Raw genomic sequence first — 24,229 nt, 5'->3', positions numbered from 1 at the left:
ACCGGTCGTCCTGCCCCGGATAAGACCGGGGCACTGGTTGCATTACGATCAGGAGATTTCTTCCATGACACCCGCAGTCGGAATCTCGGGCGCTGAGGAGTTATCTACGATCACAAGGTCGTAGCTGCCGTTGTCGAGCAGCCGCCACTGACCGCCGACCAAAGGCGTTTTCGCTACGTTTTGCGCGGCAAAGGGCGGCAGGCCCGCGCCATCAAAGGCGATCCGACCGACGATTGACTCCAACTGCGTTGCGGCGATGGCTTCGGCCACGGCATCGCCGTCACCCGCATCATCCACGCGGCCCATGACGTTGGCCGCCATTTCGAACAGCGCGTGAACAAAACCGATGGGTTGGGTCCATTGGCGGTTGGTGGTAGCCATGTATCCTTGCGCCAGTTCAGCCGAACTTGCACCTGTCAACGACGATGAGAACGGGTGCGTGGGCGACCACCAGACCTCGGAACTCAGGTTGTTGCCTGCATTGCCCAACGCCTCAACCGCCTGCGGGAACAGGATGGCTTTGCCGATGCTAGCGGCCTTTGGCGTGAAGCCCTGCTGCTTGGCTTGGCTCCAGAAAGTCGTGAAATCGGGCGGGATCGGCACGCCGGTGACGATCTCGACATTCGCCTGACGGAACGCATTGATCTGGGCCGAGAAATCGTCGGTCAGGTTCTGGTAACGCCCCGGATCAGTCAGTGAATACCCCAGTTCGGACAAGACTGGAGGGAAGCCTACATTCGGATCGCCCCAAGCGTTGCCGTCGCCGTCATTGGGGAACAATGCACCGACCTGTTTGTTGGTCTCGAGCTGGTTCCACATCGCGGTGAAGACCGAGATCACATCCTCCAGCCCCCAGAAGAAGTGATAGGCGTAGTAGAACGGCTCCCAGCTGGCTGGACCGCCTGGGTTGCCTTGTTGGCCGATAAACCACGGCTGCCACGGGGCTACAGTGGAAATACAGGGCACTTCCTCGGCCTCACAGGTCGAGGCAACCGGGTTGGTCGTTTCTGGTGTCGAAGCGACCAGCATGAGGTCGATCTCATCGTCGACGATCAGCTCGCCAGCGACATCTGCGGCGCGGTTCGGGTTTGACTGGCTGTCTTTGACGATGACTTCGAAATTCGCACCGGCGTCGGACGCGGCGAAATTGTCGAGAATAAACTTGTCGGCCTCGGAGAAGGCGGCCAGAGGACCTGATTGCGGGCTGACATAGCCCAGCTTGATCTTGGCGCCCTGAGCGATAGCGGGCGCAGCGAGCGTTCCGGCGGCCAAACCGAGGCCGGTTGCCGCGCTGGATTGCAGCAATTTGCGTCGTGTGATCATGTGTCCCTCCCTTGACACGGTGAAGTCAAACGCTTGGGGCGTTTCCCGCCCACGCGTTTTGAAGAAGCGTCCGCAGCCCATCAGCAGTGACCGGCTGCGGGTTCCAATACGGGTTTTTGAGAGCGATTTCGGTGGCGCGATCCAGATCGGACTCTGACAGGCCAAAGTCTTTAAGAGCCATTGGTGCGCCCATGGATTTGGAAAAATCCCAAAGAACCTGGCCGGGCTCAGAACCTCCAAGAATGTCCGACACGGGTACCAACAGATCCGGTACACCCGCCGCGTTGTAGGCGATGGCATGGGGCAGAACGATCGCGTGGGTTTCCGCGTGCGGCAGATTGAAGGACCCGCCGAGCGTATGACAAAGCTTGTGATGCAGAGCCATTCCGACCAGACCAAGTACCGTGCCGCAGGCCCATGCACCACGCTGCGTTTCTCCTCTGGCTTTCAGGGCGTCGGGGTTTTCGACAATGATCGGCAGACCATCCGCAAACGCCTTTAGGCCGTCGATCGCCAATTCCGTGGTCTGATCCGTGCGATCCTTGGCATAAAGTGCCTCGGCAGCATGAGCCATTGCGTTCAAGGCGCTGGTCACTGTCATTGCGGGCGGCAATGACGCCACAAGTTCGGGATCGTACAGAATGACCCGCGGCAGAACCTTCGGGTCTGTCAGGGTAGTTTTGATGCCATCCTTAGTCTGGCCCAGGATCGGAGTAGCCTCGCTGCCGGCATATGTGGTCGGGATGGCGATTTGTGGCAAACCGGTCCGAAGGGCAATCGCCTTGCCTAAGCCAATCGTCGAACCTCCACCGATAGAGACAATGCTATCGGCATTGACTGACAACGCGTGTTCAACCGCTTCTTCGGTCACGCCAATCGGGGTGTGCATTGTTGCCCGAGTGAAGACGCCTGCAGCACGATCCCCAACGGTTGTCGCAAGCTCCATTGCCATATCGACTTGCTGAGGCGTCGACAGGATCAGCGCCTTGTTCGATCCCAGCTCCGCCAACTCCGCGCAGATGTCGTCGCGCAATCCTACGCCGAACCGGACTTTCTGACCATTGATGCTGGTGGTGCTGAGAGCCATTGGGCGGGTTCCTGACAAGCGACGGATTGCGGGTCTGGAGGGAAAGCTAGCAGGCAAAGACAGCACTCTTGATCGAATTTTCGACCATCAATATAACTTTGAGTTATGAAGCTTGATCCCAGACATCTCGAGATTCTCGCGGCTATTGTCGAGGCCGGAGGGTTGACCGAAGGCGCTGCTTTGCTTGGGAAATCTCAACCCAGTGTCTCCAGAAGCGTCTCTCTCCTGGAGGACAGGGTGGGAGAGCCCCTGTTCCTGCCGACCCGAAGACCATTGCAACCCACTGAGCTTGGTCTTGCGCTTGCGCAGGAAGGTCAAAGAATCCTAAGCGCGGGTCGCCATGCAAGTCGCGTTGTGGACGAACACCGTCAAGGCATTGCCGGTGCGGTGCGGGTTGCGGGTACGCCGATCTTCATGGACGGTGTTATCTCGAACGTGATTGCAGAGTTTCAAGCCGATTACCCCAATATTAGGATCGACCAATCCTATGGATACCCCACTGAACTTTTGTCGCAGTTGTCCGCTGAAACTCTGGATTTGGCCATTCTCCCCATGCGCCCGGCAGACGTGTCTGATGAGTACGAATTTCGTCAAATCCTGCCTGGTCGAAACGTCATTGCGTGCCGTGTTGGGCACCCATTGGCGCGCAAAAAGGAGGTGAAGCTGGAAGATATCACCGAGTATTCTTGGATCGCGCCACCTGCGAACAGCCCGCTGTTTCGTGATTTGCGAAACACGCTGGACGGTATCGGTATGCGAGACCTCAAAATCAGTTTCACAGGCGGGTCCTTGAGTGCGGTTGTGAACGTTCTGACGGGTTCAGACTCCCTAACCGTTTTGCCTTTTTCGGTGGTCTTCATGATGCAACGGCAAAAGACTCTGACAGCACTGCCGATAAAAATAGGTGACCCCGACCGGCACTTGGGATGCGTCACGCTCAGCGCCCGAAGCATGCCAGCCTCGTCGAACCGCGTGCTTGAGTTCATAAAGCTAAAGTTCGAAATGCTTGATCGGTTGATTTGTAGCGCGGAATAAACTCTCTCACCGGTCTAACCTGAAAAGACAAAGAGATTAACTTGCCTTGTGAAGTCTGCACTACGATTTAGACGGATGTTACTCAATGCATGCTGCCTCAGGGATTCTTGATGGATTTTTTGGACATATTGGTACTGTAAGACGAATCCTATCCAGAACAAAGCTGACGCCAATCGGCTGAAGCGGCGATACCTGTCAACTAGAAGCTGCCTCAGCTGGTCAGCGATCGTTCCCGGTTGAAGTGGTTGTAGGCGGACGAGTGGACGGCGGCGAACTTCTGCAAACTTCGTAAGCGCCTGAAATGCTGCATCGCGCGCACTCTTCGTCGAAACGGCGAGTGCGAGTTCTCTACGCAGTTGTTGAGCCCCTGCCCTCCTCAGCTCAAGTTCTTCTGACAAGGCCATTCGCTGCAGTGCAAGACTGTACGTTCTATGAATAGTCTCTGCTCGGGCCACTGGCCCGTATTGTCTGAACCTCGAAAAATTGATGTTGGACAAACGGGGGTTTTTCGTAATGGCTATAGGCCACAGATGCGAAGAATCGTAATGCCAAACAATCATCGCTTACTCCATACTCCGCAGCAAATCGCAATTGGTCTTAATGTTCGTTCGAAAAGAGGATTTACATGAGCAGCATAGATGTTTCCGTCCCGGACGGATCAAACCAGAGCGTTGATATCGCGATCTCGGAAGACGGGACTGCGGAATTGGGGTGCACTTACGAGATACCTGCCCGATGCGGCATCGCGGTCAGGCTTGCGCGGGGGCAGGTTCTCAGCATCGTCAATCCAAGCGGTCATCAGGTCTGTGACTTCTTCGCGTTTGCCGCCGGGAACATGGACGAACATTTGTCGATGCCCCATCTGCATACCTCGATTGCCTCAATCTTCCCGAAGGTTGGCGATGCCTTGGTCAGCAACCAGCGGAGACCCTTGTTGACGATCACCAAAGACACGTCGCCGGGCGTGCACGATACGGTTATCGCCTGCTGTGATCACGCGAGGTACCGCGAACTGGGCTGTAAAGACTATCACGACAATTGTGCGGACAACCTGCGCATGGCGCTTATCGCCATCGGGCTGAAGGCACCGCTTATCCCGGCCCCGTTCAACATCTGGATGAATGTGCCGCTCGAGGCGGATGGATCAACCAGCTTTGAACCTCCGGTCGCGCGCGCGGGCGACCGGATTTCGCTGCGGGCTGAAACCGATCTTATCGCCGTGATGTCGGCCTGTCCCCAAGACATGACACCTGTCAACGGCGAAGGGGTTACGCCGGACATACTGTCGTTCAGCGTATCGGCAGGCTGAACCTTTAGCGCGGAAACGCCAGTTCCGGCGAGTAGTTGTCAAAGCTGCTAAGCGTTTGTGCATTGCATTCTACCTGCCAGCGCGACCCTGGAACAACGGCAGAAATGCAAGGGAAAGCTTTGCGATAACTCTCTGTGCGCTCGTTTTCCTCAATCGCTATGGCCAAAATCCCGGCCACGACACCGTCTTGACGTTCGACCAGTCGGATCGCACCTTCCATCGTACCACCGGTCTCGACCCATTGATCGGCCAGTAGAACCCGCGTGCCTGCGCCAAATGCAGGTTTGCGCATCTCCATCTCCTGTGTGCGGCCAGAGTAATTTCCGAAACTCACCTTGTCAGTGTCCACACACAGTTTGCCGGCCTTTCGGATGGGCAGGAAACCCACGCCGGAACGGGCCGCAATTGCGGCCCCAAGCACAAAGCCCATCGCGTCCAGCCCACCAACAAGGTCATACTCAACGCCTTGCAGATCAGCCATCAGATCATCAAGAAGATCGTCGAAGGCCGCACCGTTAATATAGATCGAGGTCGGATCCAGCCAGGCAAACTTGTCCCCCTTTGTGTTCGGGGCCATAATGTTGAGATACCAGCGATCGTCGCGCGGGCCTTTGTTTCGTGCTGTCATGGTTTTTCTCTCTGTCCGAGGGAGCGTGTTACCTGCATCAATGCGTGAAGCCTTGCAGGGTTGATGTCATAGAAATTGCCTGCTTCATTGATACCTGTGGCAACCATGAAGCAATCTACATCGCGATAGCTTTCAGCATTCTCCGGCGTGATGCCGGACGCGATCGCGAGAGCCTTGTTCCCAATGGCATGTCGGAAGGTGGCAATCTTGCCAAGGTCCGCTTCCTGACCTGTCGCCACGCCCGATGTCGTGACAACGTCCATGAAGGCGCATGCTTCGCGGGCAGCATCCGCATAATGCCTAGGCTCAATCTCACGCTGTTTCTTGAAACAAGTGCCCCCGAAGTACAGGCCGTTCCAGCCGCTGTCCTCGTAAATCTGAGCAATTTCTCGTGCTTCGATGTTTTCGCCATGTTCGTCGATGCGAGCGTCATCGGCCCAGTAAGCATCGACAGTAATGCCTTCCGATGCCAGCGCCCCCAGCATCGGGAATGCCTCCTTCCCCGTGACTGCCAGAAAGTTGACGCCGATCCAAAGGGACGGATATGCCGCGCGCGTACTGCTGATGATGGGCAGGAAACGCTCGGGCTCGAAATCATGATTGATCAAGAAGCACCCGGCGGCGCCTGCACCTATGACCTCTCGCACATTCCGCAAGGTGCGTGGCAGATCGAGCACATGGATTACCGGCAGAACAACAGGCCCGGTTGATTTGAACAATTTGTGAAAAGCATCACGCTGCATAAGGGCAGAATAGGCAACATATCGGGATAACAGAAATTTATTATTGCAATCTATGGATTAGTATTCGAAATTCGATGACATGCGCGTCGTTAACTTGCCAACCGATCTGTTGCGAACCTTCGTCACCGTGATCGAGGTCAAGAGCCACACCCGCGCTGCCGATCTTCTCAACCGTTCGCAACCAGCGGTCAGCCTGCAGATCAAGCGTCTGGAAGACCTCGTGGGGTACAAGCTTATCCGACAGAAAGGTCGGACAATGCATGTCAGCGAAAAGGGCGAAGCATTGGCCATGCACGCAAGGCAGATTCTGCGGCTTAACGACATGGCCATGGGTCTTTTTGAAAGGCCGGATGCAGACATGGATCTGCGTATCGGCCTGCCGCTAGATTATGGCGTTCGGCTATTGCAGCAAGAAGTCACATCCCTAGCGAAAGAAAACGACGGGCTTAGGGTGACGATCAACTGCGATTTATCACAGAATCTGCACGACGCATTGATGCGTGACGAGCTCGACATCATTGTCGCGCTTTATCAAGGCGGCGATCCGCAGTTCCTTGTTCAGCAGTGGCAGGAACAGCCGGTTTGGGTGGGTGCCGACACCATTCGCCCAGACCAGTTCGACGACCTACCACTTGTGGCACATCCTCCGGGCTGCGTTTACCGCCAGCGGATGACAGATGCTCTGAAGTCGGTCCAGCGGAATTGGCGGGTGGTGTTCTCAAGTCCCAATATCGATGCAGTTCAGGACGCCGTACGCGATGGGCTTGGCTTTACGTGCCTGACGACGCCAACCACCCAGAAAGGCATGCGGCTGATTTCAGGGGACGAGGGACTGCCTGCTCTGGAACCCTTGCGAATTGGACTGTTCTATCGGCAGACCCGACTGGGCAGCTGGGGCAATCTGGCTGCGGAACGGCTGACCCGGACGATCGAAAACGTGCTGGTCGACAAGGTCGCCAGAGAGGTCTGACATAAGAAGGCTTAATGCATCCATTTCACGCATAAATTTCCTATGACTCCGGATTCTGAGTAGTCTTTGCAAAAGGGCTTTCCGCCCGTGTCCAAAGCCAAACGCGGGCGCAAAAAACGACCAGACAGCAGCGGAGTATGATTTATGAAAAAATCTCAAGAAAACAACAAGAAACAATATCTGAGAAGAGACGTATTGCGGATAGGTGGCGGTATCGCCTTAGCAACTCCTTTTGTGGGTCGCGCCTGGGCGCAGACCACTGAAATCAACATGCTGGCATGGTATGGCCATGGTGAACCCGACATGGTGGGCGCATTTGAAGAGGCCAACAACGTTAAGTTTGTGCCCAAATACTATGCAGGCGGGGACAATATGTTGGCACTAATCGCGCAATCGCCTCCTGGCACTTATGACATTATCTTATCAGATGGCGAGTTCGTGCAGCAACTGAACGCGGCCGGCTACATTGAGGAACTTGACCACAACGACTACCCCTTCGATGACATGTTGCACGAGGACTTCACGAAGTTCCCGGGCCACTGGGACGGAGACACTCTTTATTCGATGATCCTGCGCGGCGGGCACCTGGGGGTGTCCTACAACACCACCGCCCTGAGCGCCGAGGAAGCATCGAGCTATGAAGGCTTCTGGAAACCCGAACTGCAGGGCAAGGTGGGTCATTTTGACTGGCATCTGCCCAACCTCGGCATGATGAGCCTGAAGAACGGCAATGGGGCGGGACTCTGGGATCTCAATGACGATCAATGGCAAGCGGTGCAAGACACCACGATGAGCCTGCGCGAACAGGTTGGCGGGTTTTTCGATTACGGAGGAACCTTCAACGGGCTGAAGAATGGCGAGATGCTGGCAATGTGTGGCATTGGCGACTGGATTACTGGTGTGCTGGAACGCGATGGCGCGCCAGTGGCGTCGGTCATTCCCAAGGAAGGCGGCATTCAGTTCACCGAAAGCTACTGTATCGGCAAGGGCAGCAGCAAAACGGATCTTGTGAAGTCCTTCATCCAATACATGCTGTCACCCGAAGGTCAGGTGAAGTCAGCCCAGATGCTTGCTTATCCCGGTTTCTGCGTCACCAAAGGCGGTCGTGAACTGTTGCAGGAGGTTGACCCCAACGAGGCCAAGCGCAGCCACCAGATAGATGGCATGCCCAATGACCCGATCGCTCTTATAAACGAAGGGCGCATCCACTATCGCGACATTCCCAAACAGCAGACGCTGGAGGATTGGAACGACTTTTGGTCTGAATACAAGAACGCCTAAAGCGCTGACGGGCGGCCCGATCGGTCGCCCGTCACATGGCGAGGACTGAAGCACTTGAGACCAAAAAACAAAGTCGACCTTTATGCCCTGACTTGGAGGTTGCCCATCATTCTGTGGCAGCTGATTTTCTTCGTCGGGCCAGTACTGTTCATGATCGCTATTTCGTTCTTCGTGGTGAAGAACTATCGCATGACCGAGGCCTTCGAGTTCGTGAACTGGCAGCGGATGCTAACGCGCGGTTATTTCTGGGACAGCTACTGGTACACGCTGTTCATTGCGTCGCTGAGCGCCAGCATCGCCATGATGCTGGCATTTCCCGCCGCCTGGGCGCTGGCATTCCGCGCCTCTGAAAACCTGCGCCGATGGGCGGTGTTCCTGCTTATCATTCCTTTCTTCACATCCTACCTTGTGCGGACCTTTTCCTGGTACGTCATACTGGCCGAAAGTGGTGTTTTAAACGCCATGCTGGGCTATGTCGGCCTTGGGCCCTACAAGATGCTAAACACCCATTTCGGGACAGTGGTTGGTTATCTGACCCTGACACTGCCACTGGCGGTAATCCTGCAGACCGTGACAATGGCCAATATCGACAAGACGTTGGTAGAAGCAGCGCGCAATCTGGGATGCAAGCCCTTGGCGACGATCTGGCGTGTTGTCCTGCCGCTTTCAAAAACTGGGTTCATCGTGGCGGCCTTGTTCTGCTTTATCCTTGCGTTCGGAGATTTCGTAGCGCCCTTCTATCTCGGCGGTTCACAGGAACCGACGTTGCCCATCCTGATCCTCGACACCACCAAATCCGGCCAGCAATGGCCCCGGGCAGCAGTTGTTGCGATAATGATGATGCTGACGCTGTTCGCAGTGGCGTTCACCGCCATTGTGCTTGCGTATCGCAAACCCAAGGGAGCACGCTGATGCAGGGGCGCGGATTGAATGTCATTCTGGGTGTTTATGTAGCGCTGATTTTCACCTTTGTGTTTGCACCGATCTTCTTCAGCCTTGTTTTCTCGTTCAATTCACAACGCTTTCCGACCATCCCGCTGGGCGAATTCTCGACCGAATGGTACGTGAAAATCCTGACGGATCCAGATGTATGGCAAGCGGTCCGTAATTCGGTGATCGTGTCCCTAAGCACAGCCCTGCTGGCAACGACCTTGGGGTTCTGCACCGCTTACACCGACTTCCGCTACAACTTCCGCTTCAAGGGACCTTATCTCGCCTTGATCCTCCTGCCGCCGACCATTCCGTTGATCATCATGGCGCTAGCCATGCTCGCATGGTTGTCCCGGCTCGGGCTTTCGGGGCAACTGTGGAGCATCATCATGGCGCATTCCGTGCTAACCGCTCCCTTTGCAATGGCGATCATTCGGCTTCGATTGCACCAGATGGACCCTGATCTCGAAGCTGCCGCCTGGAACCTTGGAGGCACCGAGTGGCAGGCAATGCGTCATGTCATCGTGCCTTTCTGTCTGCCCGCCATCATCTCTTCGCTGTGCCTGACTGCGGCAGTATCCTTTGACGAATTCGCGGTGGCCTGGTTTGTCTCGGGCCTGAACAAGACGGTTCCCATCGTGATCCTCGAAATCGTTCAAGGTAACATTGACCCTCAGGTCAACGCCATCGGGACATTTGTTTTCCTGACCTCAATGACGCTGGTGGTCGCCGCTCAGGTGATTTTCATCAGCCGCCAGATCAAGAGCCATTCCTGACATGACTAAACCGCTTGTAACTTTCCACAATGTTGAAAAACGCTTTGATGACTTTGTGGCCGTACGGGATATGAACCTCGAGATCCATGAGGGAGAGTTTCTGGCCATCATGGGGTCGTCCGGCTGCGGCAAAACCACGACGCTGCGTATGCTCGCGGGTTTGGAGGCGCCGACGGGCGGCGAGATCCGAATTGCCGGACGCCTTATGAATGACGTCAAACCGCATGAACGGGACACGCCACTCGTTTGGCAGTCTCTGGCGCTATTCCCCTTCCTGACAGCGCGCGAAAATGTAGAGTTCGGGCTGAAGATGCGCGGGGTAGCCGCAGCGGAACGCAAGCGCAGGGCGCTGGACTGGCTGGAACGCATGCAGATCGCGGAGTTCGCCGAGCGCAATGTCGCAACACTTTCCGGTGGGCAGAAACAGCGGGTGGCGTTGGCCCGCAGCCTTGTGATGGAACCAAAGATGCTGCTTTTGGATGAACCTCTCTCTGCGCTCGACGCCAATCTGGTGATCCGGATGCAGGGGGTGCTGACCAAGCTGCAAAAGGAACTGGGTATCACGTTTGTTTACGTCACCCATTCACAGTCAGAAGCTTTCGCCATGGCCGACCGGGTCGTCATCATGAGCCAGGGCGACATCGCGCAGGTTGGGGCGCCCAAAGACATCTATCGCGCGCCGGCAAACCGTTTTGTCGCCGAATTCGTGGGGCGCAACAACATTCTGACCGGAGAGGTCTTGGGGGTCGACGCTAAGGGTACGCAGATCGCAACACCGCAAGGCACGTTCACCGCCCAAACTCCACAAACGGTGCCGGCAAAAGGCCGCTCGGTCAGCTTTGCAGTTTCGGCGGATCTGCTGACCTTGTCCGGAACAGAACCAGACACGGCCAACAAGGCGCAGGCCACCCTGATTTCTGAAGAGTTTATCGGTTCGGTCGTGACGCTTTTCCTCGAGGGTGCCGACGGTCTGGAGTTCAAAGTGCAAATGCAAGAGCGCGCGCTGTTGGAACTTGACCTGGAACCGGGCGCACATCTGTGGCTGGGCTGGGACACTGCCAGCGCCAATATTTTGCAAGAGGGCCTATAATGATCCGAAACCCGATACCCTGGCCAGGTGGCGCGAAATGCGCCGTGGCGATCACCTTTGACATGGATGCAGACAGCCTGATCCATGTTGCCCGCCCCGAAGACAGCCATCGCAGGCTCTATCCGACCTCGATGGGGCGTTACGGGCCGAACATCGCGGTGCCGCGCATTCTCGATACGTACAGACGCTTTGGTCTGAAGCAATCCTTCTTCATCCCGGGCTGGTGCCTGGAACAGTACCCGCAAACCATCGAGGCCATTCTCGAAGGCGGCCACGAGATCGGCCATCATGGCTGGATCCACGAAGACCCGATTACCACCTATGGGAACCAGCGCGAACCGTTCGAACGCGCATTGGAGGCCCATAAGCGTATTTGCGGCAGAACGCCAACCGGCTATCGCGCGCCGGTCTATAACATCACCGACGAAGTCGTGGAACTGATGCTGGAGCATGGGCTGCGCTATGACAGTTCGCTAATGGCTGACGACATCCCTTATGCTCTAAACGCGGCCAACGGCCAGCTTTACGAGATGCCTGTGCATTGGGGCACCGACGACTGGCCGCCCTTTGCTCATTACGACGAGATTGGCTATATGATGCCTGTGAAATCACCGTCACAGGGGCTCTCAGGGTTCTGGGAAGAATTCGAAGCGCAATACGAAGCCGGAGGGTTTTTCATGCTGATCGTCCATCCTTTCCTGACCGGGCGGCTGGCACGCTGGAGGCTGGTCGAGAACTGGATCGAAGAAACGCTTGAGAGCCGCGATGTGTGGTTCACGAGCCTGGCTGGCATCGCTGACCATATGGACAAGCTTTCGGCAGAAGGGACCTGGTCACCTTCTGTGGAGGTGCTGCCCCATTTCACGCAACCGCCCGCAACACAATGAGGCCCCCAGATGATGTCAGATGATGACAAAAGGCTCCTACGGATCGCCTATGAGGAGGCCAAAGCCGGCTTCGACGAAGGCGGCTGCCCGATCGGTTCAGTGCTAGCGCGCGGAGGCGAGGTTGTCAGCCAGGGGCGGAACCAGCGTGTCCAGGGCGGTGACCCGATCGCGCACGGCGAAATGGACGCACTGCGCAAGGCCGGACGCCAGAAAACCTATCGCGATACGGTTCTTTATACCTCGCTTTCCCCGTGCATGATGTGCTCGGGCACCATAGTGCAGTTTGGCATCCCGCGTGTGGTTATCGGTGACACCACGAATTTCGGAGGCAATGAAGAGTTTCTGCGCCAACGCGGCGTGGAAGTCGTGGTCGCCGAAGACCCGGATTGCATTGCGCTGATGAAGCGCTTCATAAACGAAAAACCGGAACTCTGGGCCGAAGACATCGCGGAATGAGCGATCCTTTCTTCCATCCCGTCTCAGGCTTTGATCTGCCGCGCTTTGCTGGCGTTCCTACTTTCATGCGTTTGCCGCATGTCGATCTCGACCACACGCGCCTGTCCGAAGTCGATATAGGGCTGATCGGGGTGCCTTGGGACAGCGGCACGACTAATCGTCCTGGCCCCCGTCATGGTCCGCGCCAGCTGCGCGACGCCTCTACCATGATCCGGGCACAGAACGGGGCCACCGGCGTGCGTCCATTCGAGGCCGCCAATTGTGCCGATCTGGGTGACGTGCCGCCAAATCCCGCGGATATCGAAGACAGCATGGCGCGGATTACGGCCTTTTATGACCGGGTCCGCGCTGCTGGTATCACCCCGCTGACGGCAGGTGGCGATCATTTGACAACCCTACCCGTCTTGAGGTCGATGGCGCGGGACCGACCGCTCGGCATGATCCACTTCGACAGCCATACCGACCTATTCCACAGCTACTTTGGCGGCACCATGTATACTCATGGCACCCCCTTCCGCCGTGCCGTCGAAGAAGGGCTGCTGGACCCGAAACGTGTTGTCCAAATAGGCATTCGCGGCACTACCTACGACATGGAAGACCGCGATTTTGCCGCCTCGGTGGGTATTCGCATCATACCGATCGAAGAGTATTTTGATCGAGGACCTTATGATGTCATGCAGGAAGCCCGCGACATCGTAGGCAACGATCCTACATATGTGTCCTATGATATTGATTTCGTTGATCCCTCCGTGGCGCCCGGAACCGGAACACCGGAAATTGGCGGACCAGGAGGGTTCGACGCTCTGCTTGTCGCGCGTCTCTTGGCAGGCGTCGATATCGTGGGGGCTGATCTCGTCGAAGTTTCCCCGCCATTCGACGCTTCGGGTGGCACAGCGTTTCTAGGCGTGTCAATCATGTTCGAGATGCTATGTTGCATAGCTTCCCGGAGGTGCGCCCAAAACACATAGCGCACACGTTCGGATTGCCTCCTGCACGACAACAACCCTTGCTTGTGAAAATGAACAGCAACCGGCACCCTATTCCGTCGAGGAAGCTTCTTAACAGAAGTATCAGGGGGGTCACTTCTGGATGCCGATTATCCCAGTACAGAGGTCAATTTTGCATGCCAGTTCACACGGCGGAGCGGATTTCTTAGAGTAATGCCAGAGCATTCCGGATACCTCTGAAGCCAATTGGCATTTGCCTCTGCAGCCTAGAGGTGGCTTCGAAGAGCTCAGGCATCGGTATGATTTGACAGATCAGAAACGACAATCCTGCCCAAGGAGATTGAGCATACGTGCAAAGCGAACCGACAAATAGCGCCGCGAACTGATGAGGCGGATTTCAATGACAGGTGTCTAACTACACTTCCGATAGCTGCGATTCCCGCCATACGGCAAGCGACGGTGTGTGACTCACACCAGAACACTCCAGCCGGACTCGCTGCGCCAACTCTACCCGGTCCCTATGTAGAAACTTAAACTTTGCCTCTGCCTGAGACCCGGCATGGGATGGCACACCGAAGCAGGCAAATCGCAAGCCCATTTGAGCTAGAAATATCGCCCCAAGTTTAGCCTCCAAACCCTTACGCTCATGACGCTAAAAATCTCGATAATGGGAACTTAAATGTATCTTCATGACATTTTAGCGCATTTAGCACTGCGGGTCCGGTGAAGTCGCGCGTGTCGTACTGACAAACACTGACCAACGGGTGACGATGACCAACCTCGTGATTGAACTGCCGCTCGTAAGCAAACAGTTGATCGTGGCTCATACCCAAATCCAAGCACCAACTCATATCGCCCAGCAACCGAAAGCTTCGCCACCCAGCCCGCGTCGCCTTAAAGATGCTATGCTCAATGTAGCGGCACATCTCTTCCCCATCAGGCAAGCCACTGCTCTGCAACAACTGGCCGGTTTCAATCGCATGGGGCAACCCGTCCCAAGCCTGACCGATATGGCCGAGGATTTCAGCACGCACCTTTTCTGTTGCGATCAGAAAGCAGCCGTCACCATTGCGTAGACCATCGGCGAGAAAAGGCACCGACCATTTTAGCCGGCCCAGATCGCTCTCATAAAGTGTGCAGATGTGATTTCCGTATTCAATGGCCACACCTTCCAATAACACCTCGCTCGGGCGGCCAACCTGAGATGCATCGCCGTCCGCCATGGCGTTGCCGTCCAAAAAGGCCATAAGATCCTCGCGGCGAAAACGACGTTCTTTCTTGACGCCAATGCGCTGACAAACCAAACGCCCTGCATTGGTCCAACGACGCAACGACGCCTCACTAACCTTCAGGATGGCTGCGGCTTCCTTGATGTTCAGAAGCTCGGTGCCTGGATCGTGCTGCTTATTCACTTTCACTCCTTGTGACAAGTTTTCGCCTCTTCTAACGGACGGCATTACGCGTTGATAATTTCCACAGCTTGTTGGTCTTAAAGGCAATTTCTACACAGTAACTGCTTTACCTGCCCCACTATATCCGACGGGATAGAGTGAACAATACCCATGGTATTTAGCTATACTTAGCTATACATTTCTATCCTTTCATAGATTTTATTGACAAAATGCCGCACTCGAAGCTAACGTTCATCACCAATGCGCACCGAATAATGCACTGCTGCCTAAATTTTATTCGGTAAATACGCCCGGCACCTATGCCCCGGTTTAACAGGGCTCGTGAAGCCAGGCTTTCAACAGAGAGGACGCACCACATGACAAACAAAGTCCGGCTTTTGCACCACCCGGCTTCACAGCCCTGCCGCACGGCTCTGCAATTCCTGATCGAAAATGACATCCCGCATGATGAGGAGGTCGTTGACATCACGACCAACATCAACGAACGGCAGGACTTCAGAGATGAATACAATCCGACTGGCCAGGTACCGATCCTTTGTGACGGCGATGTACGCGTCTGGGAAAATGTCGCCATTGGGCGCTATCTGAACGAGAAATATAACTGCGCCGATCACTGGTTCGGCGGTACGTTGCATGAACGCACACGGGTCAACATGTTCGTACAATGGTACGCCTATACGTTGCGTCTCGGCGGGGGGGCTTTCCATTGGACGATCTTCGCACCAATGATCTACGGGGCAGACAAGGATTTCACTGCCGAAGTACGCAAAGGTAAGCATCTGCTGTACGAGGCCATGGATCTGCTGGAAAACTACTGGCTGAAGGACACCGAATATCTGTGCGGCGACCAGATCAGCTATGGCGATTTGGCGGCGTTCCACGAATTCGTATCGCACGAGGCGGGCGGCATTATCCCAGATACCGCTTGGGCTAAGCATCCCAAGACACGCGCCTGGTTCGAAAAAATCTCTGAACGGCCGGCAGCGCGGCAGGTCAGTGAATGGCAATATGAGACGATCCGGCAGGTACTGGGCGGTGAATTGAAGGTGACCTTCACGCGCCGCACCGCCGTTTTGAAAGGCACCGAGGCGCATGGTGGCCACAACACCGGTCTGGTCCATACCGGCGACAAGCACGATTACATCGCCGAGGTTGAATCAGCGAGCTGATCCGCAGGCCACTTGGACAGATTGGAATGCCGCCCTGTTAGCCCAGGTGGCATTCCGATCCACCTTTCCGCCCGGACATGGTCTTTGCGGCGTTCCAGTTCAGAAAAGAAAGCACCGATTATGCGTACCCGTGCTGCCGTCGCCGTTCAGGCGGGCAAACCTTTGGAAGTGATGGAGGTGAACCTCGAAGGCCCCAAGGCGGGTGAGGTTCTGGTCGAGATCAAGGCCACCGGCATCTGCCACACCGATGAATTCACCCTGTCGGGTGCCGACCCTGAGGGTCTGTTCCCCGCCATTCTGGGCCACGAAGGCGCGGGCGTGGTGGTTGAGGTCGGCCCCGGTGTGACCAGCCTGAAGCCGGGCGATCACGTGATCCCGCTTTACACTCCCGAATGTCGCGAATGCGAATACTGCCTGCATCCCAAGACCAACCTGTGTCAGGCGATCCGCTCGACGCAGGGGCAAGGGTTGATGCCCGACGGAACGTCCCGCTTCTCGACCTTGGATGGTGATCCGATCCTGCACTACATGGGCTGCTCGACCTTCTCGAACCATACGGTTCTGCCTGAGATTGCGCTGGCCAAAGTGCGCGAGGACGCGCCGTTCGACAAGATCTGCTATATCGGCTGCGGCGTGACCACCGGTATCGGAGCCGTCATCAACACCGCCAAGGTGGAAATCGGCAGCCGCGCCATCGTGTTTGGTCTGGGTGGTATCGGTCTGAACGTCATCCAGGGCCTGCGTCTGGCCGGGGCGGATCAGATCGTTGGTGTCGATCTGAACCCCGCCAAGGTCGAGATGGCCACCAAATTCGGCATGACCGATTTTGTGAACCCCAAAGAGGTTGAGGGCGATCTGGTGCCCTATCTGGTCGATCTGACCAAGGGCGGCGCGGATTACACCTTTGACGCGACCGGCAATGTGGGCGTGATGCGCGACGCGCTGGAATCGGCGCATAAGGGCTGGGGTGAATCGATCATCATCGGCGTGGCCCCGGCCGGAGCTGAAATCTCGACCCGTCCGTTCCAGCTGGTGACCGGTCGGTCCTGGCGCGGTACCGCCTTCGGCGGCGCGCGGGGCCGGACCGATGTGCCGAAGATTGTCGACTGGTACATGGAAGGGAAGATCGAGATCGACCCGATGATCACCCACACCATGGGGCTGGACGACATCAACCACGGCTTCGACCTGATGCAAAAGGGCGAAAGCATCCGCTCGGTGGTTGTGTACTAAGGTTCTGAACTGGCGAAGAATGGTGGATCATAGATGAGGTCAAGCGCTGTATTGGGGTCTTGGCACATTGCCTTAACTCGACCAGTGGTCCGGCGCGCGACGCGCATCTCCCTGATCGTTGGTACAGTTTTGGCCGCGATCAATCATGGCGACCGCCTGCTATCGGGCGACATCGATCTGACAATGGTTGCAAAGATCCTGGTGACGTATTGCGTACCCTATTTGGTCTCAACCTATTCCTCGGTTCTTGCCATTCGCGAAAACAGCATCACTGAACAGATCCGTGACTAGGGCTTCCACTCGGTCCAAATACCGAGGGCTGAGATATTGCGCTGTACCTAACGGCAGTTGGAGCAGCACACAGCGTCACGTTTGAAACGGAGACCCCAAGAAGCCCTTGGCTGATCTATCGTGACAGACGACCTGGTATCCGACACCCGCAACCCTGAAATCGCAGCAGTTTTGAGTCAAACACCAATACATCAGAACCTCTATTCAAATGAACTGAGTGCAGTACTTCGTAACACCCAAAGCCTGGGCCCGGGTCTGAATACAACCGGTTGCTCGCAGCGCTTTGTTATGGATCAGCTGGCGCGCGATCCCCCTCCCCCTTCTTAGCGAATGCAAGGTCTGGAAAACGAGTGCGGAAGATTAAAAGGTCCAGGTTTCCGAGTAGGGGCGCAGCTCAATCTCATTGCTCCAGGCCGATCTCGGCTGCAAATAAGCATGCCAATAGCTGAGCGCCACGTCATCCGGGTGCGCCAGTTTCTCAGGGTCGTAGCGGTCGCCATAGCGTTCATGCATCACCGGAACATCCAGGTCGCAGTCTAGTCGCACATGAACGATATGAATGCCGTCCTTGGCATAAGCACGTGTCAGGCTTTGCGACAACGCTCTAAGACCGAATTTTCCGATCGCATAAAGCGGCATCTTACCTGACCCTCTGAAAGCTGCGGTCGAACTTGAAAAAACACACTGCCCCCGCCATTTCTGCGCATCGTGGGCAGCACTGCTTTTGCCGCCGCAAAAGCACCGATGACCTCGAGCCGCAAAGTTGCCTCCAGCGCCTCATAGCTCATCTCCAGAGGATCGATGGCCGTAAATGCATCACGCACATTGTAGATCAGCACATCGATCGGGCCCAGCTCACCGGCAGCGATTGACAGCGCCTCTTCAAGTGTCGCAGGGTCGGTCGCGTCTGCGCGATAGTATCGCACCTGTGCCTCAGGCCTCGCTTCAAGGGCCGCTGTCTTTGCTGCGTCACTACCCTGTTCAGTGCGCGAGACCAAAGCAATGTCCATCCCTTCGCTGCAGAATTTGCGCGCCAGCGAAGCGCCCAAGCCCTCTCCAGCTCCAATGATTGCACAGACTGTCGGCATAGCGTTCCTCAGTTCGCGGTTACAAATTGTTATGCGTCGTATAGGACGGCGCAGCGCACCTCGATACTCCAACGGTCCGGAGCGTCGTCTCCAACTGACGGGTCGGTAAAGGCGCTATGGAAACTGAAGGTTGAAGCACCCCCCGGTTGAGCGCTGTCTGCATTCGCCCCCTGCGAACGAGAGAGTTCACCAGCGGAGTCCCATTGCTTGATCAACAAGGCCTCATCCCGCGTCATCTCAGGGTAAAAGAGCCACTGATGCTGCTCCGAGTATTTGGCATAGTAATTTTCGCCGATCCGGTCCGCATAGTGGATTTCGAACACCACCAGATCCTTCGGACTGACCAAGGCTGCATCGCACAGAGCCAGAGGGTCGGTCATGACTGGGTTGTGGTCGATGTTACGCCACAAGTTGATGATAGCATAACGCCCCTTTCTGATCGCCTCGTCCACCGCATCCTTGTCGAGCAGCGTCCTCCCATCCCCTAAAATGAAACTGTAGGTATCATTGCCTGTCGGCGGCCGGGTCAGATCTCGCAGCCGCTGTGGTGCGCTGGTCATGGTGTAGTCGCCATGGACCATATGCAGCGGTGGCTGCACCTGTTGCCCACCAACAATCCGCTGCAAGTTTCGGTTACCCGAAACCGAACGGACATTGTGATCGAACGCCGCCACGACGTTAGCACCGGTAGCCTGCCGAATGATCTCTTGGCACTGAGGGTAGTAGCGTCGCACCACCTGCTGGTTATCAAGAAAGTCAATGTCGGGACCGTCCATCGGCCTCTGCAACAGCTCGAAACCGTTAGGGTCTAGCCGACGCCGCGCCGCACCGTCAAAGGCGCGGGCATCGCGCACGCGTATCTCGCGTCTATCGAAGGTCGTGCCAACCCATTTATCATCCGACCCACTGTTGTCGCGTCGTGTGTACACTTTGCCGTTGCGCAGCAAAGACGTCTGGGTTGAGGCATCCAGATAAGTGAATTCTCCAACCCGCTCAGCTTGTGCAATCAGGCTCATTTGCACTTCCTTCGAATAACGACCTTAAAGACATCGAGTCAGTTTGCTTTCCTGGCAAGAATTGTGAGTTTCTATTTCGATTAGACCGATGGCCATTTTGAGCAAAATTGGAAGAAATGGTTATCAATGTCTAACAAAGTATAATAAAATTAAGAAGCGATATGCTTACTTGTGAAGCCTTGGCCTACCGAGGCCAAGTGCGGGTTCAACATCGCGGCATAGCTTCCAACGGCACTATGGAAAGCTACAGGAGCCAATAAAACCTATACCTCAAAGGGTTGCCCACGCAGGCTGCCCTTAGCTGGCCTAAACGTTGTGCCTGGTGCTGTCAGACGAGTTCGAAGCAGTCTCAGTTTACTGCAGAAACTGTGAACCTATCCGGAACAAAGTGACGCCACTTGGCCAAAGCGGCGATGCCTGTCAAGTTGAAGGTTGCTCGGCTGGTCAATGATCCTTCCGGGTTGACGTGGTTGTGTGTCGAGGAATGGACGGAAACGGGCTTTTGCAGATTCCGCATTGGCCTGAAACGTTGCATGGCTCGTTCGCCTCGTCGAGGCGGTAGGTGCAAAGTCTCAACGCGGTTGTTTAGCCACCTGCCCATCTACTGTTTTTGGATTGCACCCATTTCTCTGAGCGCCGCCTTGTAGGAAGCAAAGCGATCTGTGACGATCTCTCCGGCGCAGCTATATCGCCTCATCAATTTCTTCAGGAATTTCAGTGCTGCGGCTTTGTTTCGTCGCTTGGTGACAACGACTTCCAGCACCTCGCCTTCGTGATCAACTGCCCGCCAAAGATAAGGCCGCTTGCCATTCACCTTCACGAAAACCCCGTTCAGGTGCCACTTCCATTTGGGGAAACTGCGCTGCTGCTGAACACGCTTCCGTTTGATCTCAGCAGCAAACATCGGGCCAAACCTGTTCCACCAATATCGGACAGTTTCGTCGCGCACGTCGATGTTTCGCTCGTGCAGCGAACTTCGACATTTCGAAGCAAGAGCGGAAATCGGATGTCAGCATCACTGCAAGGCGGATGATCTCGGGAGCGGTTTTGAAGTACTTAAAGAAGGCAGGTCTGGCCATCGGCAAGGCCTACGCAACCGCCCTGCCCCGCTCGGGCAAAGATCTTCTGACAAGCCCCTTTCAAAATACCTGACGATGGATGTTAGTTGGCGTCGACTGTTGGTACAAGCACGGTCTCGACAATGTTTGCGAACCAGGCCGCGCCGACGGGCAGAACCGCATCGTTGAAGTCATAGCGTGGGTTATGAAGAGGGGGTGCCTTCTCACCGGCCTTTGCCGTGCCAATGCGCGCAAAACACCCAGGGCGGGCCTGTGCCATAAAGGCAAAATCCTCACCACCCATGGCGGGTGGACGATTTTTCATCACCTTGTCTTCGCCAACCACCGCGTCGGCCGCATCCATGCCGATCTCGGTCGGAGTATCAGCGTTGATCACGGGTGGATAGCCGCGCCGATAGTCGACCGCCACTTCAGCCCCGACCGTTGCTGCAGCATTCTGCGCAATTTCGGTAAGCAGAGCTTCGATTTCATCCTGAACCTGGGGCTTGAGGCTGCGGACCGTTCCCGCCAGTTCGGCGACCTCGGGGATGACGTTGCCCGTGGTGCCTGCATGAAACTGCGTCACCGAAACCACACCGCTTTCCAGAGGGTCGATACGACGGGACAAGATCGTCTGGAGCGACAATGCAATCTGCGCACCTGCGAGCAGCGGGTCAACAGCATGATGTGGGCGTGCGGCGTGCCCGCCTTTGCCTGTGACCGTGATTGAAAACCGGTCGGACGCGGCCATTGTCGGGCCTTTGACCACGCTCATCACGCCTTCTGGCAGTAATGGGTCGTTGTGCTGGCCGAACACCATATCGGCGGGGAACTTCTCGAACAGTCCGGCATCGATCAGGCTTTTGGCACCGGCCAGCCCTTCCTCTGCGGGTTGAAAAATCGCGTGAACGGTGCCCGAGAACCGGCGTGTCTGCGACAGGTATTTCATCGCGCCCAACAGTGTTGCGGTGTGTCCGTCATGGCCGCAGCCATGCATGACGCCCGGCACGGTCGAGGCCCAGGGTGCTTCGCCCTGATCTTCCATCGGTAACGCATCCATATCAGCTCGTAAGGCAACCGCACGATTGCCGTCGCCTACGCGCAAAGTTGCGACAATGCCGGTCTCAGTTAGGCGTTCGAACGGAATGCCCCATTCTGTCAGATGCCGGGCGACGAAATCCGAGGTCTCGAACTCCTTGTATCCCAGTTCGGGGTGAGCATGGAGATGTCGGCGCCAACCGGTCATTTCGCTGGCAAAGGCGGTAATTTCGGCAGGAATGGGCATAAAAACCTCAGGTTATGAAGTTGTCCGCCCCCTGCACACCGTGGTGGCAGGGGACGGTGTTGGTGTTCTGTTAAGACAGGGGATCAATCATCCTGGATTGAAGCCATTGCTTTGTTTATTTTGGCTTTTCTGACCCGCATGATGATCATGATGACGGTGAGGATCAGGATGGTCAGCGAGATTGGGCGCTGGAAGATGATCCAGAGGCCATCATTGTCCAGCAATTGTGTCTGGCGCACCGCGCGCTCCATGCCGCCGCCCAGAAGCAGGGCGATCATGAAGGCGGGGATGTTGTAGTTGTAGCGCCGAAACAGATAGCCGAGGACACCGAACAGAACCATGATCCACACATCGAACAAGGACGAATGCAGCACATAAGCCGACGAGACCGAAATCATCAGGATCAGCGCATAGGTGATCCGCGCAGGCACCGCCAGAATGATCCGTCCGATCATCGGGCTGAACCAGAAACCAACAACAAAGTAGGCGACGATGCAGAACAGCCCGGCACTGAACAACGCATAGATCAGGTTGGCATCTTCGGTGAAGACCTGCGGGCCAACGGTGATGCCATGGATCAGCATCGCACCGGCCAGCAGTGCCGCCTGCGTCGATCCGGGAATGCCCAGTGTCAGCAGCGGGATCAGGTTCGCGCCAGAGGTTGCGTTGTTGGCCGCCTCCGAGGCTGCCACGCCTTTGACCTCACCCTTGCCCCATTCGTCATCGGGCTTTGCCTGCCGTCTGGCCTCACCAAAGGACAGGAACGACGCAACCGAGGCTCCGATGCCGGGGAACATGCCGACCGAGGCGCCGATGAACATCGACCGCACGATGGTCGGCAGAACCCGAAGATAATCCGCAAGGCCGAAGGTATCGTCGGGCTTGCTGACTTCCTCTTTGCGATCCTTCTGATCTTTGTGCGAGGTCGCGCCAAAGTCTTTGACGGCAAACCGGTGGAACACTTCGCCGACCACAAAGATACCGATCAAAGCCGGCACCAGCGGCAGACCATCCATCAGCGGCAACTGGTCAAAGGTCATGCGCAGGTTGCCCGAAATTGGATCGAAGCCGACCAGCGCCAGCGTAATGCCGAACAAGGCACTGATGACGCCTTTGAGCATGGATTCACCGATGATGCTCGTGATCACTACAAAGGCGAGAACATAGATCGTCACCAGCTCAGGCGGGCCGATTTTGACGGCATAGACCGCCAAATAGGCCGCGCCAAAGATCAGCAGACATTCCGAGAAGAAGTCGCCCGTCGCCGATGCTGCCGTAGCAGCGCGCAGCGCCTTCACGGGGTAGCCCTTCCGCGCCAGCGCATGACCTTCGATCATGGTCGCAGCCGCAGAAGGGGTCCCGGGAGTATTGAAGAGAATTCCGGGGATCGAGCCGCCGAAATCCGATGATTTTGAGATCGTATACATAAGGATCAACGCAATCAGCGGATCCAGATAGAACGAGAAGGGCAACAACAGGGCAACGGCGGTTGTACCGCTAAGCCCGGGCACGGCGCCGACGAGAATACCCGCAACCGAGCCGATGATGGCGACAATCACAGCACTGGGGCTGGTGATGAACGCGGACATACCTTCCAGGAATGGAGACATATTCTATTTCCTTTTGATCGGTCTTTGGATGCGTTCAGAACGCGGCAAAGAAGTCGCGGCGCCATGTGGGCACCTTGTCGTTCAACCCGGTCGAAATCAGCGCGCCATCGCCTTCGGTGATGCCCAGAACGAAAAAGAACAGCAGATAGGTGATTGCGGTGAAAGACACTGCGATGATGGCCTGTTTCCGGCCAAACTCGCCTGTAAACAGGCTGACGGCGACAAAGCCAACGACCACAGTTGCGATGATATACTCCGCAGCCCAGAAGATGATTGGATAGCTGCAACCGACCAGCGCAATCAGGATCCCCCGACGGGTCATAAACGGCAGGTATGCATCCGGGTCTTCGCCCTCGACGTCTCTTTTGCGTGCAGCCGGTGACAAAATGACAACCGCCAGCAAGATGACAGCCAGTGTGATGATCGCGACAGCAAATGCAACGCCACTGTCCTGGCCAATAGATGCCAGTCCACCAACCGACAGAAGATCATATGCGCCCGCAAGAAACACAAGGATCATGAAGAGTCCAAACAGGATCTCACCGTCCAACCATTTAGGCATCTTTCTCTCCTTAAGTCTGATAACTGAAGGCGGTCGGCTTTAA

General features: G+C 56.1%; 24 protein-coding genes and 2 pseudogenes. 13 read left to right on the top strand and 13 right to left on the bottom strand.

Annotated features, from left to right (window positions below; all coding sequences use genetic code 11):
* Positions 1 to 48: 48 nt before the first annotated feature.
* Both ACR3EN_RS12035 and ACR3EN_RS12030 read right to left on the bottom strand, forming a co-directional pair.
* The gene (locus tag ACR3EN_RS12035; RefSeq protein WP_480825706.1) at positions 49 to 1,323 is read right to left on the bottom strand and encodes an ABC transporter substrate-binding protein; all 1,275 of its coding nucleotides are present in this window, start codon (positions 1,321 to 1,323) and stop codon (positions 49 to 51) included.
* A 25-nt stretch (positions 1,324 to 1,348) separates the two neighbouring features.
* Positions 1,349 to 2,410, bottom strand: a complete 1,062-nt coding sequence (locus ACR3EN_RS12030) for a maleylacetate reductase (protein WP_480825708.1) — start codon at positions 2,408 to 2,410, stop codon at positions 1,349 to 1,351.
* A 105-nt stretch (positions 2,411 to 2,515) separates the two neighbouring features.
* Between ACR3EN_RS12030 and ACR3EN_RS12025 the strand changes: the two genes are divergently transcribed.
* Positions 2,516 to 3,445: a LysR family transcriptional regulator gene (locus tag ACR3EN_RS12025; protein ID WP_480825710.1), complete on the top strand. Its 930-nt coding sequence runs from the start codon at positions 2,516 to 2,518 to the stop codon at positions 3,443 to 3,445.
* Between the two features lie 214 nt (positions 3,446 to 3,659).
* Here ACR3EN_RS12025 and ACR3EN_RS12020 read toward each other — a convergent pair.
* A pseudogene (locus ACR3EN_RS12020) lies at positions 3,660 to 3,818 on the bottom strand (DDE-type integrase/transposase/recombinase); the annotation flags it as partial.
* Positions 3,819 to 4,070: 252 nt separating this feature from the next.
* Here ACR3EN_RS12020 and ACR3EN_RS12015 point away from each other — a divergent pair.
* Complete coding sequence (locus ACR3EN_RS12015; protein WP_480825712.1) at positions 4,071 to 4,754, top strand: DUF1989 domain-containing protein; 684 nt, start codon at positions 4,071 to 4,073, stop codon at positions 4,752 to 4,754.
* Positions 4,755 to 4,758: 4 nt separating this feature from the next.
* Here ACR3EN_RS12015 and ACR3EN_RS12010 read toward each other — a convergent pair whose 3' ends face one another.
* Positions 4,759 to 5,382 carry a phosphoribosyltransferase family protein gene (locus tag ACR3EN_RS12010; protein WP_480825714.1) on the bottom strand — a complete coding sequence of 208 codons (624 nt, stop codon included), beginning with the start codon at positions 5,380 to 5,382 and terminating at the stop codon, positions 4,759 to 4,761.
* Positions 5,379 to 6,125: a BtpA/SgcQ family protein gene (locus ACR3EN_RS12005; RefSeq protein ID WP_480843583.1), complete on the bottom strand. Its 747-nt coding sequence runs from the start codon at positions 6,123 to 6,125 to the stop codon at positions 5,379 to 5,381. The genes ACR3EN_RS12010 and ACR3EN_RS12005 overlap by 4 nt, the downstream gene beginning before the upstream one ends.
* Positions 6,126 to 6,204: 79 nt before the next feature.
* Between ACR3EN_RS12005 and ACR3EN_RS12000 the strand changes: the two genes are divergently transcribed.
* The 8 genes from ACR3EN_RS12000 to ACR3EN_RS11965 all read left to right on the top strand — a co-directional run bounded on the left by ACR3EN_RS12000 (position 6,205) and on the right by ACR3EN_RS11965 (position 13,483).
* Positions 6,205 to 7,095 (top strand): LysR family transcriptional regulator, encoded by an 891-nt coding sequence (locus tag ACR3EN_RS12000; RefSeq protein WP_480825718.1) that lies wholly within the window; start codon positions 6,205 to 6,207, stop codon positions 7,093 to 7,095.
* A gap of 144 nt (positions 7,096 to 7,239) precedes the next feature.
* Positions 7,240 to 8,376, top strand: coding sequence for a polyamine ABC transporter substrate-binding protein (locus ACR3EN_RS11995; RefSeq protein WP_480825720.1), 1,137 nt, complete (start codon positions 7,240 to 7,242; stop codon positions 8,374 to 8,376).
* A gap of 99 nt (positions 8,377 to 8,475) precedes the next feature.
* Positions 8,476 to 9,288, top strand: a complete 813-nt coding sequence (locus tag ACR3EN_RS11990) for an ABC transporter permease (protein WP_480843586.1) — start codon at positions 8,476 to 8,478, stop codon at positions 9,286 to 9,288.
* Entirely contained in the window at positions 9,285 to 10,082 is a 798-nt protein-coding gene (locus ACR3EN_RS11985; protein ID WP_480825742.1) for an ABC transporter permease, read from the top strand. The genes ACR3EN_RS11990 and ACR3EN_RS11985 overlap by 4 nt, the downstream gene beginning before the upstream one ends.
* A 1-nt stretch (position 10,083) precedes the next feature.
* Positions 10,084 to 11,172, top strand: a complete 1,089-nt coding sequence (locus tag ACR3EN_RS11980) for an ABC transporter ATP-binding protein (RefSeq protein ID WP_480825724.1) — start codon at positions 10,084 to 10,086, stop codon at positions 11,170 to 11,172.
* Positions 11,172 to 12,059 (top strand): polysaccharide deacetylase family protein, encoded by an 888-nt coding sequence (locus ACR3EN_RS11975; protein WP_480825726.1) that lies wholly within the window; start codon positions 11,172 to 11,174, stop codon positions 12,057 to 12,059. The genes ACR3EN_RS11980 and ACR3EN_RS11975 overlap by 1 nt, the downstream gene beginning before the upstream one ends.
* Positions 12,060 to 12,068: 9 nt before the next feature.
* Positions 12,069 to 12,515 (top strand): nucleoside deaminase, encoded by a 447-nt coding sequence (locus ACR3EN_RS11970; RefSeq protein WP_480825728.1) that lies wholly within the window; start codon positions 12,069 to 12,071, stop codon positions 12,513 to 12,515.
* Positions 12,512 to 13,483 (top strand): agmatinase, encoded by a 972-nt coding sequence (locus ACR3EN_RS11965; protein ID WP_480825731.1) that lies wholly within the window; start codon positions 12,512 to 12,514, stop codon positions 13,481 to 13,483. The genes ACR3EN_RS11970 and ACR3EN_RS11965 overlap by 4 nt, the downstream gene beginning before the upstream one ends.
* 623 nt (positions 13,484 to 14,106) lie before the next feature.
* On the opposite strand, the gene ACR3EN_RS11960 is transcribed toward ACR3EN_RS11965, so the two are convergent.
* Positions 14,107 to 14,874, bottom strand: a complete 768-nt coding sequence (locus ACR3EN_RS11960) for an MEDS domain-containing protein (RefSeq protein WP_480825732.1) — start codon at positions 14,872 to 14,874, stop codon at positions 14,107 to 14,109.
* A 356-nt stretch (positions 14,875 to 15,230) separates the two neighbouring features.
* Between ACR3EN_RS11960 and ACR3EN_RS11955 the strand changes: the two genes are divergently transcribed.
* The 3 genes from ACR3EN_RS11955 (at position 15,231) to nrtS (ending at position 17,567) form a co-directional block, all read left to right on the top strand.
* Positions 15,231 to 16,043 (top strand): glutathione binding-like protein, encoded by an 813-nt coding sequence (locus ACR3EN_RS11955; protein ID WP_480825734.1) that lies wholly within the window; start codon positions 15,231 to 15,233, stop codon positions 16,041 to 16,043.
* Between the two features lie 120 nt (positions 16,044 to 16,163).
* Entirely contained in the window at positions 16,164 to 17,276 is a 1,113-nt protein-coding gene (locus tag ACR3EN_RS11950; protein ID WP_480918421.1) for an S-(hydroxymethyl)glutathione dehydrogenase/class III alcohol dehydrogenase, read from the top strand.
* Between the two features lie 84 nt (positions 17,277 to 17,360).
* Positions 17,361 to 17,567 carry a nitrate/nitrite transporter NrtS gene (gene nrtS, locus ACR3EN_RS11945; protein WP_480707262.1) on the top strand — a complete coding sequence of 69 codons (207 nt, stop codon included), beginning with the start codon at positions 17,361 to 17,363 and terminating at the stop codon, positions 17,565 to 17,567.
* A 360-nt stretch (positions 17,568 to 17,927) separates the two neighbouring features.
* On the opposite strand, the gene ACR3EN_RS11940 is transcribed toward nrtS, so the two are convergent.
* The 7 genes and pseudogenes from ACR3EN_RS11940 to ACR3EN_RS11910 all read right to left on the bottom strand — a co-directional run bounded on the left by ACR3EN_RS11940 (position 17,928) and on the right by ACR3EN_RS11910 (position 24,186).
* Positions 17,928 to 18,167: a hypothetical protein gene (locus tag ACR3EN_RS11940; RefSeq protein WP_480918420.1), complete on the bottom strand. Its 240-nt coding sequence runs from the start codon at positions 18,165 to 18,167 to the stop codon at positions 17,928 to 17,930.
* Complete coding sequence (locus ACR3EN_RS11935) at positions 18,152 to 18,655, bottom strand: SDR family NAD(P)-dependent oxidoreductase (RefSeq protein WP_480918419.1); 504 nt, start codon at positions 18,653 to 18,655, stop codon at positions 18,152 to 18,154. The genes ACR3EN_RS11940 and ACR3EN_RS11935 overlap by 16 nt, the downstream gene beginning before the upstream one ends.
* Before the next feature lie 29 nt (positions 18,656 to 18,684).
* Positions 18,685 to 19,671 carry a CmcJ/NvfI family oxidoreductase gene (locus ACR3EN_RS11930; protein WP_480871027.1) on the bottom strand — a complete coding sequence of 329 codons (987 nt, stop codon included), beginning with the start codon at positions 19,669 to 19,671 and terminating at the stop codon, positions 18,685 to 18,687.
* A 349-nt stretch (positions 19,672 to 20,020) separates the two neighbouring features.
* A pseudogene (locus ACR3EN_RS11925) lies at positions 20,021 to 20,750 on the bottom strand (IS6 family transposase).
* A gap of 82 nt (positions 20,751 to 20,832) precedes the next feature.
* Positions 20,833 to 22,014, bottom strand: a complete 1,182-nt coding sequence (locus ACR3EN_RS11920; RefSeq protein ID WP_480824922.1) for a M20 aminoacylase family protein — start codon at positions 22,012 to 22,014, stop codon at positions 20,833 to 20,835.
* Between the two features lie 83 nt (positions 22,015 to 22,097).
* Entirely contained in the window at positions 22,098 to 23,624 is a 1,527-nt protein-coding gene (locus ACR3EN_RS11915) for a tripartite tricarboxylate transporter permease (protein ID WP_480824924.1), read from the bottom strand.
* A gap of 34 nt (positions 23,625 to 23,658) precedes the next feature.
* Positions 23,659 to 24,186 carry a hypothetical protein gene (locus ACR3EN_RS11910; RefSeq protein ID WP_480824926.1) on the bottom strand — a complete coding sequence of 176 codons (528 nt, stop codon included), beginning with the start codon at positions 24,184 to 24,186 and terminating at the stop codon, positions 23,659 to 23,661.
* Positions 24,187 to 24,229 lie beyond the last annotated feature (43 nt).

Source organism: Ruegeria sp. G7, assembly GCF_056535465.1.
The sequence above is the reverse complement of the archived record's forward strand: the minus strand, read 5'-3'. Positions and strand labels throughout refer to the sequence as shown.

Bases quoted from the DNA above. Each gene is read 5' to 3' on its own strand.
- ACR3EN_RS11995 (WP_480825720.1), top strand. From the start codon at position 7,240: ATGAAAAAATCTCAAGAAAACAACAAGAAACAATATCTGAGAAGAGAC.
- ACR3EN_RS12025 (WP_480825710.1), top strand. From the start codon at position 2,516: ATGAAGCTTGATCCCAGACATCTCGAGATTCTCGCGGCTATTGTCGAG.
- ACR3EN_RS12030 (WP_480825708.1), bottom strand. From the start codon at position 2,410: ATGGCTCTCAGCACCACCAGCATCAATGGTCAGAAAGTCCGGTTCGGC.
- ACR3EN_RS11975 (WP_480825726.1), top strand. From the start codon at position 11,172: ATGATCCGAAACCCGATACCCTGGCCAGGTGGCGCGAAATGCGCCGTG.
- ACR3EN_RS12015 (WP_480825712.1), top strand. From the start codon at position 4,071: ATGAGCAGCATAGATGTTTCCGTCCCGGACGGATCAAACCAGAGCGTT.
- ACR3EN_RS11915 (WP_480824924.1), bottom strand. From the start codon at position 23,624: ATGTCTCCATTCCTGGAAGGTATGTCCGCGTTCATCACCAGCCCCAGT.
- ACR3EN_RS11980 (WP_480825724.1), top strand. From the start codon at position 10,084: ATGACTAAACCGCTTGTAACTTTCCACAATGTTGAAAAACGCTTTGAT.
- ACR3EN_RS12000 (WP_480825718.1), top strand. From the start codon at position 6,205: ATGCGCGTCGTTAACTTGCCAACCGATCTGTTGCGAACCTTCGTCACC.
- ACR3EN_RS11965 (WP_480825731.1), top strand. From the start codon at position 12,512: ATGAGCGATCCTTTCTTCCATCCCGTCTCAGGCTTTGATCTGCCGCGC.
- ACR3EN_RS11950 (WP_480918421.1), top strand. From the start codon at position 16,164: ATGCGTACCCGTGCTGCCGTCGCCGTTCAGGCGGGCAAACCTTTGGAA.
- ACR3EN_RS12035 (WP_480825706.1), bottom strand. From the start codon at position 1,323: ATGATCACACGACGCAAATTGCTGCAATCCAGCGCGGCAACCGGCCTC.
- ACR3EN_RS11920 (WP_480824922.1), bottom strand. From the start codon at position 22,014: ATGCCCATTCCTGCCGAAATTACCGCCTTTGCCAGCGAAATGACCGGT.
- ACR3EN_RS11955 (WP_480825734.1), top strand. From the start codon at position 15,231: ATGACAAACAAAGTCCGGCTTTTGCACCACCCGGCTTCACAGCCCTGC.
- ACR3EN_RS12010 (WP_480825714.1), bottom strand. From the start codon at position 5,382: ATGACAGCACGAAACAAAGGCCCGCGCGACGATCGCTGGTATCTCAAC.
- ACR3EN_RS11970 (WP_480825728.1), top strand. From the start codon at position 12,069: ATGATGTCAGATGATGACAAAAGGCTCCTACGGATCGCCTATGAGGAG.
- ACR3EN_RS11930 (WP_480871027.1), bottom strand. From the start codon at position 19,671: ATGAGCCTGATTGCACAAGCTGAGCGGGTTGGAGAATTCACTTATCTG.
- ACR3EN_RS12005 (WP_480843583.1), bottom strand. From the start codon at position 6,125: ATGCAGCGTGATGCTTTTCACAAATTGTTCAAATCAACCGGGCCTGTT.
- ACR3EN_RS11935 (WP_480918419.1), bottom strand. From the start codon at position 18,655: ATGCCGACAGTCTGTGCAATCATTGGAGCTGGAGAGGGCTTGGGCGCT.
- ACR3EN_RS11910 (WP_480824926.1), bottom strand. From the start codon at position 24,186: ATGCCTAAATGGTTGGACGGTGAGATCCTGTTTGGACTCTTCATGATC.